This is a genomic window from Streptomyces sp. Isolate_45 (assembly GCF_024721315.2).
Lineage (GTDB): Bacteria > Actinomycetota > Actinomycetes > Streptomycetales > Streptomycetaceae > Streptomyces.
Map to the genome: position 1 here is coordinate 107 of NZ_JANFAK020000208.1, position 12,987 is coordinate 13,093.

Annotated in this window: 10 protein-coding genes; 1 reads left to right on the top strand and 9 read right to left on the bottom strand. The window is 69.2% G+C overall.

Features of this window, described 5'->3' with window-relative positions:
• Positions 1-1,117: 1,117 nt before the first annotated feature.
• From NOD94_RS36720 to NOD94_RS36730, 3 genes are all read right to left on the bottom strand, one after another.
• Entirely contained in the window at positions 1,118-1,870 is a 753-nt protein-coding gene (locus tag NOD94_RS36720; RefSeq protein WP_281210570.1) for an aspartyl/asparaginyl beta-hydroxylase domain-containing protein, read from the bottom strand.
• On the bottom strand, positions 1,867-4,248 hold the full coding sequence (locus NOD94_RS36725; RefSeq protein ID WP_281210571.1) for an amino acid adenylation domain-containing protein: 2,382 nt from the start codon (positions 4,246-4,248) through the stop codon (positions 1,867-1,869). The genes NOD94_RS36720 and NOD94_RS36725 overlap by 4 nt, the downstream gene beginning before the upstream one ends.
• A 285-nt stretch (positions 4,249-4,533) precedes the next feature.
• On the bottom strand, positions 4,534-5,538 hold the full coding sequence (locus NOD94_RS36730; RefSeq protein WP_281210572.1) for a DUF5937 family protein: 1,005 nt from the start codon (positions 5,536-5,538) through the stop codon (positions 4,534-4,536).
• A 120-nt stretch (positions 5,539-5,658) separates the two neighbouring features.
• On the opposite strand from NOD94_RS36730, the gene NOD94_RS36735 reads away from it, so the two are divergent.
• Positions 5,659-6,876 carry an MFS transporter gene (locus NOD94_RS36735; protein ID WP_281210574.1) on the top strand — a complete coding sequence of 406 codons (1,218 nt, stop codon included), beginning with the start codon at positions 5,659-5,661 and terminating at the stop codon, positions 6,874-6,876.
• On the opposite strand, the gene NOD94_RS36740 is transcribed toward NOD94_RS36735, so the two are convergent.
• The 6 genes from NOD94_RS36740 to NOD94_RS36765 all read right to left on the bottom strand — a co-directional run bounded on the left by NOD94_RS36740 (position 6,860) and on the right by NOD94_RS36765 (position 12,719).
• Complete coding sequence (locus tag NOD94_RS36740) at positions 6,860-7,765, bottom strand: DUF885 family protein (RefSeq protein ID WP_281210575.1); 906 nt, start codon at positions 7,763-7,765, stop codon at positions 6,860-6,862. The genes NOD94_RS36735 and NOD94_RS36740 overlap by 17 nt on opposite strands.
• A gap of 404 nt (positions 7,766-8,169) precedes the next feature.
• Complete coding sequence (locus NOD94_RS36745; protein WP_281210576.1) at positions 8,170-8,745, bottom strand: hypothetical protein; 576 nt, start codon at positions 8,743-8,745, stop codon at positions 8,170-8,172.
• A gap of 336 nt (positions 8,746-9,081) precedes the next feature.
• Complete coding sequence (locus NOD94_RS36750) at positions 9,082-9,255, bottom strand: hypothetical protein (RefSeq protein WP_281210577.1); 174 nt, start codon at positions 9,253-9,255, stop codon at positions 9,082-9,084.
• Between the two features lie 707 nt (positions 9,256-9,962).
• Entirely contained in the window at positions 9,963-10,226 is a 264-nt protein-coding gene (locus tag NOD94_RS36755) for a hypothetical protein (RefSeq protein WP_281210578.1), read from the bottom strand.
• A gap of 278 nt (positions 10,227-10,504) precedes the next feature.
• Entirely contained in the window at positions 10,505-11,200 is a 696-nt protein-coding gene (locus NOD94_RS36760) for an AAA family ATPase (protein WP_281210579.1), read from the bottom strand.
• Positions 11,201-11,315: 115 nt separating this feature from the next.
• On the bottom strand, positions 11,316-12,719 hold the full coding sequence (locus NOD94_RS36765) for a DDE-type integrase/transposase/recombinase (RefSeq protein ID WP_281210580.1): 1,404 nt from the start codon (positions 12,717-12,719) through the stop codon (positions 11,316-11,318).
• Positions 12,720-12,987: the final 268 nt, after the last annotated feature.

The following is a 12,987-nucleotide window of genomic DNA, read 5'->3' on the forward strand; positions in this document are numbered from 1 at the left end:
TGTGCGCTGCGCGCACAGGAAGCGGACCGCCTCGCTGCGCTCGACGGGCCCGGCTGCGCCGGGCCATGGCCGGCCCTTCGGGCCGGAGTCCGCAGCTCCGCTGCGGACCGGTTCGGGACTTCGCTGCGCTCAGTCCCGAACGCCCGGCTTCGCCGGGCGAGGTGACCCCGTTTCACGGGGTCCGGGCCTACGGCCCGTTGGGGTGTCCGCTCCGCTCCCACCCCGGCCCCTCCGGCTCCGCCTCCAGGACCAAGGCCCGCAAGCGGGCCCGGCCGGCAGCAGTAGGCGGGTGCTGGCCCTGGTCAACCGGCGGCCGGTTGGACTCCCCCGAACGGACAGCTTGTAGCGTCGATGCTACACACCTACATCAGTCTCTGATGTAGGTGTGTAGCATCCCGAAAAATCCTCCACTACCTCCCGGGGAGAGTAGATCACAAAATAGCCTCCCGAACCCGGTTTCAGAAGTGACCTACAGGCGTAGTGTCCACATGGGGAGTAGCCGACCACGGGCCCACTTTCCCCTTTTACAATTAAGGGTAGAAAACGCCCTGAATCTTGCCGGGACAAGCCGGCTGAAGCCACGTAATAGCCGAAAGCGGCACCTTCCTTTTGCCCTATAATCGGGAATGGAAGAAGAAACCCCAACCGAATGGAACCCCAATGGGAATTATGGAATTCGTGACATGCCGCGCTGCCCTCGCTCGCCTTCGGCTGCGGGGGTTTCGAGCTTCTTGAGGCTGTCAGGCCGGGTGGAGATCCACATGTCCTTGTTGCTGATGATGCTCAGGGTTCCGATGCCTGCAGCTCGCTTCATACGAGTGTCGTGCTGGGGAGGGCTCTGCGTTTCCGCACCGCATGCGGTGAGTGTCAGTTAGGGCGCCCAGTACACCTGCACAGAAATCCAACACAAATGAGCACAACGGCGAAATCCACCCAACCTGCAAAAGCCGCAGTCCACACCCTCAACGCCGAGCCAGGCAACATCAACCCGAGGGGCCACGACCCAGCACCTCCAACCAATCCAGCCGACAGCAGGACCAGTCAAACTGAACACTCCCAGGTCCAACGCCCGGCACGGTCACTACACCGATGCCCGGTCACACTTGGAGATCCCGGGTCAGAGATCCCCGAGGAGGAGCCGGATCTCGGTGATCAGGGCGGTCAGTGCCGCGCGTTCGGCGAGGGTCGTCTCGGGGTGCCACAGGTCCACCAGCAGACAGGTGCGGACTCCGGCGCCCTTGTTCCAAGCCTCATGCTCGAACGAGTAGTCGAAGAGCAGGCACTTGCCCTCGGCCCAGGTGCGGGCCTCGTGCGCGACCTTGATCCCGCACCCTTCGGGGATGTCGACGGCCAGGTGGAGGTTGATGCTGAAGTTCCACAGGTCGCAGTGCGGTTCGACCACGGCTCCGGGAAGCAGGGTGGAGAAGTGACTCTCCAGCAACGGACAGTGGGTCCCGGTGCGGATGGCGTACTCGTCAAGGATGCGGTACGCCGTCGGTACGACCTGAGCCGCTTCGGGTACGAGCGCCCCGGCGCGGAACAGGTAGAGGGCCTGCCAGTCGGACTGCGTGGATAGGTAGTGTTCGTAGTCGGTGAACGACGGCCGGCTCCGTGACCACGCGGTTGTCAACTCCTCCTTGATGTCCGCGTGTCCGGCCTCGAAGGCGCGGACGACGGGGGCGAGCTCGGGGTGTTCGTAGGGATCGTGCCAGGGCTTCTTCGATAGGCCGGGCAGGATCCACTTGGCGTTCTTCTGCAGCGGGTGCCGCTCCTGCCGCGCGGGGTCGAGCATCTGGTGCACGCGGTCGATGCTTCCGGCACCGTACTGCTTCTCGACTGCCTTGAGGGCGTCATCTACCTCGGGTGTCATTCCGCTGTCCCCTCGTGCTCCAGTTCGGCGAAACGTTCCAGGACCTGTCGGCTGAGCGCCTCGACGGTGGGCCCCCGGAACAGGTCGACGAGGCTGATCGTGACCCCGGTCAGTGCCTCGATGCGGTTGGTCAGGCGGGTGGCGAGCAGCGAATGGCCGCCCAGGTCGAAGAAATTGTCCCGGAGCCCGATGCGCTGCGTCCCGAGGATTTCCGCCCACACGTTCGCGATGGCCTGCTCCACCTCGTTGCGCGGTGCCACGAAGGTGTCGTCCGGTGTCTGCGCGTCCGGGTCCGGGGCCGGCAGGGCACGGCGGTCGACCTTGCCGTTGGGGGTCAACGGGAGGGCGTCCAGGACAGCGATAACGCTGGGCACCATGTACTCGGGCAGGGTGCGGCGGCAGTGCTCCCGCAGTGCCCTCGCGTCCACGAGGTGCCCGGGAGCCGGGACGCAGTAGGCGACGAGCCTCTTGTCGCCCGGTGTGTCCTCACGCACGGCCGCCACGGCGGACGCCACCTCGGTGTGCGCGACCAGGGTGGACTCCACCTCACCGAGTTCGACGCGCTGGCCGCGCAGCTTCACCTGGGTGTCGATGCGGCCGAGAATCTCCAGAGCGCCGTCGGGAAGCTGTCGCACGAGGTCTCCGGACCGGTACATGCGTTCCCCTGTAGCAAAGGGGTGGGGGACGAACCGCTCGGCCGTAAGCGCCGGCTGGTTCCCGTAGCCGCGGGTGACTCCTACGCCGCCGATCCACAGCTCGCCCGGCACCCCCGCCGGTACGAGCCCGCCGGCCCGGTCCATGACGCACACGTGGGTGTTGGCCACCGGTGTACCGATGAGCACAGGGCCCGGGCGGTCGAGCACGTACGTCGTCGCCGTGATCGTGGCCTCGGTGGGGGCGTAGGTGGTGTGGATGGGGACGGAGGTAACGGCAAACCAATTGGCAACGGAGCCCGGCGAGATCGTCTCACCGGCCAGGACCAGCAGCCGGAGCCAGTCCCCGGTGCCGTGTTCGGCCAGGAGTGGGATCACCTGCTCCCACAGCGCGACGGGTAGCTCAGCGACGGTGACCCGCGCCGTACGCAGGGTGGCCACCACCTCCTCAGGGCCCCAGTGGGGGGAATCCCGTAGAATCAGGCTTCCGCCGCACATCAGCGCCGGGAAGATCTGCTCGGCGGCCGCGTCGAAGCTCACGGAGGCAAATTGCAGGACACGGTCGTGCTCCGTCAGCGCGTACTGGCGGCGCATCTCCTGGAGACGGTTGCTCAGCGACCGGTGGGTGAGCTGCACTCCCTTGGGCCGCCCGGTGGAGCCGGAGGTGTACAGCACGTAGGCGAGGTCATCGGGCATGGTCCGGGGTTCGGGGCCGATGTCCGGCAACCCGTCCGCCTCGCTGGCGTCCTTGCCGACCAGGACCGTAGGGATGCCCTCGGGCATTGCCCCCAGTTGCTGTTCCTGGGTGACGACCAAGGCCGCGCCGGAGTCCTCGATCATGAACCACAGCCGCTCGGCCGGGTAGTCCGGGTCGAGCGGGATGTGCACCCCGCCCGCCTTGAGCACTCCGAGAAGCGACCAGATGAGCGCCGCATCCCGCCCCACACAGACACCGACGGGAGTGCCGGCGCTGACGCCGAGCCCCGTCAGCCGATGCGCCAGGCCGTTGGCGAGGGCGTCCAGCTGCCGGTAGGTGAGGCACTCGGCGCCGCAGCGCACAGCGACGGCGTCGGGGGTACGTGTGACCTGGGCCTCCACCAGCTGATGTAGCAGCACGGAATCGTCAAAGAAACGCGCTGTGTCGTTATACGGGCCGACGGCGGCCCGCCGCTCCTCGGCGGTGATCAGGCCCAGCTCCTGGACGTACTGATCCGGGCGAATCGTGCCGTTGGTCAGCAGCATCGACAATTGCGCAGCAAAGCGGCCGAGTTCGGCCGCGCTGAACGTTCCCGATGCACACTCCAGCGCGCAGTGGATCCCCTGCGCGCCCCAGGAGCAGCTGAGCCGGAGTTCGTGCGCGCTGCCTGCGGTCACCAGCGGATGGGGGACGACGGCCCGATAGGAGGCCGAGGTAGCCCCTGCGGCACGCGTCGCCCGGGCGGCCTGCTCGATGAGCTGCCGGAACGTGGTCTCCTCGTCCGTGCGGCAGCGCAGCGGTCCGGACGACGTGTCAACCTGCACCTCCTCGTGGCCACTCCACCGCAGCAGCAGGGCCCAGAAGCCCGCCAGCGGCACCGCGGCCGGGACGTGGCCGGCGCGCTCCGCCAGCAGTTCCAGGCCGCGGGCCGTGGCAGGGGGCAGGGGAACGGCCACCGACACATCGAGCGTGCCGGTGGCCAGCGGCGCCGCGGCGGCGCCTGTGTACGTATTGGGGTCACTGCTCATCGGGGAGTCCTCCAAGCGGTCCGGCCGGTCAACCATGCGCCGTCTCCAGCGGGGTGGTGATTTCCCTCGGCCGACGCGACCACCAGACAGCCGGCCGAAGACGAGGGTGAACTGGGTATCACGAGCCCGTGGCACACACCTGCGCTGTCCCAGTGCTGCCTGCAGCGGGACCGGTGGAGACAGCGGACGTCACGGGCGGGCCTCCACGCAGGTGAAGGACGTGCTCGGGCCCATCGTCGACGCACGCATATCTTCGGCGTATCGACGGCCAATCCCCTGGCTATCTCAGCCCGTGAAGGGGCTCGCGACCAACGCATCGCCCAGCCCGGTGCGCCGGTAGACCACGGCGCGGCCCATCCGGGTGCCCTCGACCAGACCGGACCTGCGCAGGACGGCCAGATGGCCGCCAACCGCGCCGAGGCTCATGCGCAGGGCGCGGGTGAGCTGCGTGGTGGTGACCGGTCCGTCCAGGGCTGCGAGGATCAGAGCCCTGGACCGGCCAATCAGCGGGACCAAGTGATCCGCGGCCGGACGGCACGGGGCGGCCGGCGGCCACAGGGCGGCGGCGCCACCGGCCGGGTAGACCACGGCGTTGCGCCACGGTTCGTCCAGGCAGACCCACAGGGCGTCGAACAGGTTGGGTAGGTACAGGACGCCGCCCCGGCGCAGGACCCGTTCCTCGTCCGGCATGCCAGAGACCTCAATGACGGCACCGCGGGCATGGGTGCGCCACCGGACCGTGGGGGCCAGGTCGCCGAGGACGCCGTCCCAGCCCTCGGTGATCAGCCGGTCGGCGCGGTGGGCGAGATCACGCTGCAAGATGGCGCGCATCCGGTCCCAGTCCGGGGCCACGAACTCCTCCCATGCCAGGCCCAGAACACGCGTGAAGCGGCCCACGGGATCGGGCGAGTCGAAGATGCGGGCCACCCCGTCGGGCAGCTCGCGCCCTTCGAGGACCCGCATCACCTCCTGATGGGCCCGCGCCGCCGGCGTCTCCCGGACCGCAGCCAGGTCCTGGATGAACGTCGAAGAGCTGCCCCGGGGAGGCGGTGCGATGAAGTCCGGGTTGTAGCCGCGGACACGCAGGACGGATACCAAGGTCCCCAGATCCGGCTCGGCATCGCACATCGCCTGCAGACGCCCCCGATTGCGCTCCACCCACGGCCGCGCCGTCCACGAGGAGATCCGCCCGGACAGGACCAGCAGGGCCGCCACGACCTGGGTGATCGGGGATATCGCGAAGCGACTGGCCCCGAGGTCTCCGGCCCCCACCTCGATGCGCAGCGTCACGACACGACCTTTCGTCTGTGGACGAAACCCTAGTGGGCGCCGTCCGTGCGTAGCCATCCTGCTATCTCCCGGCTGGCGGAGAACCGCCGCCGAACCGTCCCCCCGCCCAGGAGAAACACCATGCTCGTCAGCGACGACACTCGGCCCCCGGGATACTGGGAGGTGTTCCGGGAACGGGACTTCCGCGTCCTGTGGGTGGCCCACGCGCTGCTCAACCTGGGCGAGGTCATGAAGGCCCTCGCCCTGTCCGCGCTCGTCTACAGCCGCAGCGGCTCCCCCCTACTGTCCGGCATCGCCTACGTGGCGGGACTGCTGCCGCAAGTGTTCGGCAGCGCCGCCCTGCTCTCCCTGGCAGACCGGCTCCCGCCTCGGCTGACCATGGCCGCCTGGGACGCGGCCCGAGCAGCCGGAGCGGCCGTACTGGCCCTCGACGTGCTGCCGGTGCCCGGAGTCCTGGCCCTGAGCATGCTGTACGGCCTGTTCGACCCCGTGCCCGCCGCCATGAAAACAGCCCTGCTCCCAGAAATCATGGGCGAGCGCCGGTTCGTGCTGGCCCAGTCCCTGATGAACGTCACGGTCGGCGCCGCGCAGATCTGCGGCTTCGCCGTGGCCGGTGCCCTGCTCGCACTGCTCGGACCGATCGGCACACTCTGGGTGGTCTGCGGCGGCGCCCTGCTGTCCGCCGCGCTGCTCCGCCTGGGGTTGCGGATCCGCTCGCCGCGAGGGGCGGGCGGATCCGCCGTCACCCCGGCACGGGCCCTCTCCACGACCTGGGCGGTCAACCGGGCGCTGTGGGCGGACGTCCGGGTACGCCGCCTGCTGCTGGCGCTGTGCCTGCCTGCGTGCTGGATCGTCGGCGCGGAAGCGACCATGATCTCGTACGCCGACGAGATCGGCAGCCCCCGGGCCGTCGGCGCGCTGCTCACCGCCGCAGCGCTGGGCATGTTGATCGGCGACACCCTCGTCGGCCGTTTCGCCACCCGACGTTGGCGCAGCCGATGGGCACTGCCGCTGTCCGTGCTGCTGGGCGCCCCGTACCTGCTCTTCGCCGCCCAGCCCGGCATCGTCGCGGCCGCCGGGCTGGCGGCGCTGGCCAGCATCGGCTTCGGCTACAGCCTGTGCCTCCAGGAATCGTTCGTCGACGTCGTCCCCGTCGAGTCACGCGGTCAGGCTTTCGGGCTGGCGGCCTCCGGCCTGATGTCCTGTCAGGGCATCGCCGCCGGCCTGACCGGCGCCGTCGCCGAGCTGGCCCGGCCGTCGGTGGGCATCGCCGTGGCGGCGGCGGCCTCCCTGCTCTGCACGGCGCTGCTGGTGCGAGTACTCAGGCCGACGCCGTGACAAGGGCGTCCGCGCGGTCCACCTCCTCCCGGTCACCGAGGTACTCCCAGCGCAGCAACGACAGCGGGACATTGCCGTTGCGCCACAGGTGGTTGTGAAAGCACCGCAGCTCGAAGCGCTCCCCGAATAGGCGGCGCGCATCTGCCAGCAGCGCCAGCACCTGCGTCTTGCCAGCCTGGTAGGACAGGCCCTGACCAGGAGTCAGGGCGAAGAAAGCGGCCTCGTGGTGCGCGGTCGCGGCGTCCAGCGGGACCTCGCGGACCAGCAGTTCCGCCGCCTCGGGCACGGTCATGCCGCCAACCGCCAGGGCGATGTCGACGCCCACCCGCGCGCTGCGCAGGCGCATGAAGTTGCGCACGGTACGACGGGAGGCAGGGGCGTCCTCGAAGAGCCCGGCCAGCAGAACGAGCTCCTCGTGGTAGAAGGCGATTCCCTCGTTGACGGCCGAGTCGTAGAAGTGGCGGCGGATTGGATCAGGATGCCGCCAGGACATCGCGAGCTGCTGGTGGTGCACGCCCTCGTGGATGATGCCTAACCGGGGGTCGTGCGCGTTCACCCGGTCGAAGTAGGGCAGGTCGGGACGAAGCGCGGGCACATAGCTGATTGCTTCCTCGGCGAGCCGGTCCGGTCCGGTCAAGTCGTCGGCTATGCCGAGCCAGCTCAGCTCCGCCAGATAGCCCGGCAACACAGCGGTGCGATAGCGGGGCAGGTCAGCGGGCAGGTCCAGCAGCGCCCGGTCACGGTAGAAGGCCCGTACGCTCTCCTCTGCGGCGGTGTGCCGAGCGCACTGCGCCGCGGCGTCCACGGGCAGCGCGGGCTCACCGGCCGGGCAGCCGTGCCGCGTGCCGACCAGCGCCGACGTCAGCGGACTCGCCTTCTGCGACTCCACTGGCCTCAACATCCTCCTGCGCGCCCAACTCGCAGCCACAACCCACGGCCGCACCCTGCGACTGCAAGGCCCCACCCGCCAACTCCACAGACTCCTCGAGCGCACCGGAGCCCTCACTCTCTTCACCCTCCACCCCACACCCCCAACAGCCACCTGGCCCGTGCCCCGGCGCCCACCTCGCCGGCAACACGTCGCCGGACACACCGCCCGCGGCGTCCGGCATGACCGTCGCCGTCACCGCGTACGCACCGCACGCCCGTGGGCGCTCGCCGAGCTCGGCGTCGGCCGGGCGGCGAATGCCCCCTGCCTGTCCAGGCCTTCGTCATCCGCTGAACGGCATCCGAGCGGGGTGTCAGGCTACCGGCCGCCCGGAGCCGCATTGGCTGTGGGAGACCATCGTCGGTTTATCGACTCCAGACAACGACGTCGAAAATGCCACGCGTGTTCGCTGGCCACCCGACCAGTTCCTTGACAGTCAGCCGAGCAAGCCGGCCCTCCTTCGTCCGGATGCAGATGACCATGCTGGTCTTCAGCTTGATCTGCGTTTTGTGTCCCAGTGTGTCAACGGCGCCGCAACCCATGTACGAGGGCGTCGTCGCCGGGTCCTCCCACGGCATCCAGCCCTTGAGGCCGAGTTCAAAGCTCAGTACGTGACCACCGGGCGAGATGACCGCGACATCGTTCTCGTTGGCGTTCCGGGAATGCACCGGAGGCACGGCGTCCAGATCCTTCGGTTCCCCCTGCGAGATCACCAGAGCGCCTTCCCACACGACCGCGCCTCCCAGCCTCCCAGTCGGAGTCGGAGAAACGGACGCTTCCGGGGAAGGCGAGGACTGGGGGTTGCTCGAAGGGCCCGCCAAAGCGCCGCCGCTGCCCTCGGTTTGCGCACCGGGCGCGGAAGCCGATGGGGTCTTCGCCGACGAGGTGGCCTTGGCGCCATTGTTCGCGGAAACCAGATAGGCGCCACCGACGCCGATCACAGCCGCCGCCAGAGTGGCCGCAGCCCCGATCCAGGCCCCCCCGGTGCGGCATCCCGCTCGGGGGAGGCCCGCTGGGAACACTGTGCGGCGGGTCAGTCGGCGGATCCGAAGGTGAACGGGACTCATCACTCATAGTGCCCATCCTCATACTGTGTGACGTTTTCGGACACAGACTACTGACGCTTACGGAGCCAAGTACCCGTTTCCGAACCCCGGTCTGATGCCGCGCGCCCGAGCCGCCAAACCCGCGTCCGTGCGACCGGACGCAGGGGCCGGCCCGCGGCCACGCATAACTGCGCCAGGTGAACCGTCAGCACCGTAGGTCGGCGCGGTCGCTCAACGGACTGCGATGAGGCCGAGGCAGGCGACGACCAGGGCGACGGCCATCCCGGCCGCCGTGATCGGCACGGCCAGGGCGGCATGCCGGTGGGCGACGTAGCCGACACCGCCCGCCAGGAGCAGCGTGACGAGGACCAGGAGCAGCAGGACGGCCAGGGCGAGCGGGGACACGGGGCGGTTCCCTTCGTCGGGCATGCCAAGGTCTCGGCATGCGGTGGGGGTGGACGTCGGCGGGCCGGACGTCGTACGTCCCGGGCCGGCCGGCCGGACAGCAGAGTGCGACGGGCGGGGGTTAGCCCCGCAAGCCGCCGGTCGACGCCCTCACCCGAAAACCGCGGGGCGTGCCATTCAATAAATCCTGGCCGCCGTCCTCGCAGCTCCTGGCCGTGGCTCGGCTGTTGAGAATGGCGGGCGGAGAGGGTGTACGCCGACGCAGCCGTCAGGAACCCGTGCACGGCCACCTGCGGGCAGCCGCCAGGGACGGGGACTCCAGCTCAGCCGGCCGGCATGACCGACACCACCCCAACACCCACAACCCCCTGCCACCCGCCGCACCCGTGCCGTCCGCTCTCGCGATCACGCCACGCTCACGAGCCCACGCCACACCAAGCCGAGAACCAGACAGCACCCACCAACACCCGCGGCGAACAACCCGACAACCAACAACCAATCAACTACCCACAACCACCTACAAAGAGAAAGTCCGGAAAGTCACCACCCGCAGAACGGCACCTGACCAGCCAAAACGCGGAACATCCCCGAAACCGGCTTCCCCCCATGGTTCCCCCCTTAGGTTCCCCCTCCATTTCCCCCACTAGGTTCCCCCCCCCATAATTCCCCCTTTGTTTCCCCCTCCGTCCAGGAAGGAGCCCGGGGGATCAGGCCGTGTCGCCGCGCCACCGGAACGGGCCGCCGACGTCATCGTCGTCGGGGGCGTAACCGGCACGGCCGCCGGGCCCGTACGGGCCGAGGTCAGCGATCAGGAGCGCGCCTCCCGCCTGATCCGCAGCCCATCCGGTCACGTCGAGCAGCTGACCATCGAGCGGGCCGCCGACCGGTTCGACGTACTCGTGCCCGGCTGTCGGCCCCGCCGGCTCCCCCGGCTCCCACCCGTACACCCGTGGCCCGATCCCACGTTCCATCACGCCACGCTCCCACCACTGACCGTTCCAGTGGGGCCCGTTGAGAACAACGGGGCCAGGACTGGTTCTGGAGCGACCTGGCGGACGCGGGATGAGGGACGGCTCCGCCGCAGGGCGGGCCGCCCCGGCCGGTCCTACCGGATCAGCCTCTTTGTCTGTTGAGCGACGCTGAAGATGAGCATGAGGGCGACGTGCTGGTTGTCGACGGGGTGACGTGAAACGACCCCGGCGGCCGTCAGGCCGCCGGGGTCGTCGTGAACACGGTGTCGGCTTCGTGCTCACTCTGTCGCGTGGGTCTCGGTGATGGCGGTGCGGGTGGAGGACTCGTCGACGATTCCCTTCTCCTCGGTGAACGCGGCGATGAGGGACTGCCAGGCGATGTTGTTGACCGAGCGGGGCAGGCCACGGCTGGTGAGGTGGATGAGTTCGACGGCGTCGTCGGAGAACAGCGTGTCCTGCCGTCCGGCGATCGTGAGGTGGTGCTTGATGTAGCTGGCCGTCTCCTCCCTGCTCATCGTGGGCATCTGATAGCTGATCGAGATCCGCTGGTCCAGGGCGGCCAGGACGCCGTGCTTCATCCGCTTGCGCAGGGTGGGCCGACCGATCAGCAACACCGCGAACGGCGTCGTGGAGTCCATCTCGTAGTTGGTGAGCATGCGGATCGCGTCCAGCTCCTGGTGGTCGAGCAGGTGCGACTCGTCGATCACCACGGCCGGCGTCCTTCCCCGTTCATCGACCTCCGCGGCCAGCGCGGCGGACGCCTGGGTGGCGAGAGCGGCCAGGTGGAACTTGGGGGTCCCGCCGAGGCTGGTGACGATGCGGTCATAGAGGCCGCGCATGCCGACCTCAGGGTTGGGCTGGTAGATGACCGTGAACCGGGCCGGGTCGAGCGAGGCGACGGCACCCTTGAGAGCGACCGTCTTTCCGGATCCGACTTCGCCGGTGACCACGCCGATGCCCGGTTGTTGATGCACCAGGCGATGCGGGCTGCGGCTTCCCGGTGGGAGTGGTGCTGGTGGAGCATGGAAGGGGCCAGGTTGCGGCCGAAGGGGACGCGGGTGAAACCGAAGTACCCCTGAACGCGGTCGATCATCGCGGTCCCCGCCCGTCGTCCATCAGGGACGAGTAGTTGATGCCCTTCGCGGTGTTCGCCTTGTGCGTGTCGTCGAGGATCTTCAGGTAGTCGATTCCAGTCGGCGGGGCCGACTCCGGCGGTGTCTCCGGCCTCGCCTTCGGATGGGTGTGCCGGCCCACCCGGTGCGGGACGGCTTTGCCCGCGCTCTTGCCCGCAGTCCTCACCTCGATCTCGGTCAGGTCGAACGGGTCGAAGACCAGCTCGACCTTCATCCCGACCAGCATCGGGTCGACCTCGTAGGTGTTGCCGTGCAGGCTGACCGTCGCGGTCTTCGTCACGGTCCTGAACTCCGACCACAGAAACGCCTCCCGAAGATCAGCGAGGCTGGGCAGCGGCAGCGGCAGCGGCAGCGGCAGCGGCAGCGGCAGCGGCAGCGGCAGCGGCAGCGGCAGGGGAATCGAACCCAGCCACCTTTCGATCGGAGGCTGCCCCGTCTCCGAGTGCACCGTGCGGTGATAGACCGTCTCCACCCACGCGGTGAACAGCCTGTTCAGCTCGGCGAGATGCTCAATCTGACCGACACGTTCCTCATCGAGCTCGACCAGGAACTGGTCACGGACGGTGCGGAAGAACCGTTCGATTTTTCCTCGGCCCTGAGGCCGTCCCGGCTTGGAGTGCGTGAGGCGGACGGCCAGCGACGCGCACGCCCGCAGCAGCCACGTGTCGACGAAGGCACTCCCGTTGTCGACGTAGATCGATTCGGGGACTCCGCGGGCAGACAGTGCGGGCCGCAGGGCGGCGGCCAGGCGGACGGTGTCCTCGGCGAACCCGAACCGGTGGCCCACGATCGCCCGGCTGTGGTCGTCGATGAACGCGAACAAGTACGTCTTGCGTCCGCCGGTCTTCGGCCCGTGGAGAGCGTCGCCGGTCCACAGCTCGTTGCCGCGGGTGGCCTCGAACCGGCCGAACACGCTCTTCTCGCCGCTGGCGCCGGTCAGTCCGGCATCGGCGAAGTGCCGCTGCAGGGTTCGGTCGGTCGGTGACCAGCCCTGCGTGGTCCGCAGGATCCGCTGGATCTGCGCGGCCGTGCGGGCAGGGTTCTCCTTCTTCAGTGCGGCCGCCAGGTCCAGCACCTCCACCGGCGTCCGCGGGGTGACCTGCCGCTGGGCCGGCACCAGCGCGGGAAACCCGCCCGCGCGGTAGTGGCGGACCCAGCGGTCCAGCGTTCCGCGGGCAACCCGCACCTGCCGGCCGAACGGATCGGTGTGCTCCTTCGCGGCCAGTTCACGGGCGAGCTTCCCGCGCTGACGTGTCGTGAGCTTCGTGTCGATCAGGTCCTGGATCAGGCCGTAGCGGAACAGGCCCACCTGCCGGGCCCGCTCCGCCCGGCGACGGTCCTCGTCCTCACTCGGTGACATAGGCAACCCACCTCGCGTCTCGAACAGAGCCCGCCGTTTCGCCGGCGGACACGATCAAGACTTCCGGCGCCCTCCGATCCCGCCCAGGGGCGGCCCGTGTTGATCAAATAGCTGTAGAAGGTGGGGCCAGAACGCTGCCACTTATCGCCCTGCCGGCGAACTCCCACCGCGACACCGTGAGCATGTGCGGCCACTTCGTCGGGGGGGGGGGGGGGGGGGGGGGGGGGGGGGGGGGGGGGGGGGGGGGGGGGGGGGGGGGGGGGGGGGG

Coding starts and splice junctions, on each gene's coding strand:
- NOD94_RS36725 (WP_281210571.1), bottom strand. CDS start 4,248: ATGAGCAGTGACCCCAATACGTACACAGGCGCCGCCGCGGCGCCGCTG.
- NOD94_RS36735 (WP_281210574.1), top strand. CDS start 5,659: ATGCTCGTCAGCGACGACACTCGGCCCCCGGGATACTGGGAGGTGTTC.
- NOD94_RS36720 (WP_281210570.1), bottom strand. CDS start 1,870: ATGACACCCGAGGTAGATGACGCCCTCAAGGCAGTCGAGAAGCAGTAC.
- NOD94_RS36755 (WP_281210578.1), bottom strand. CDS start 10,226: ATGGAACGTGGGATCGGGCCACGGGTGTACGGGTGGGAGCCGGGGGAG.
- NOD94_RS36765 (WP_281210580.1), bottom strand. CDS start 12,719: ATGTCACCGAGTGAGGACGAGGACCGTCGCCGGGCGGAGCGGGCCCGG.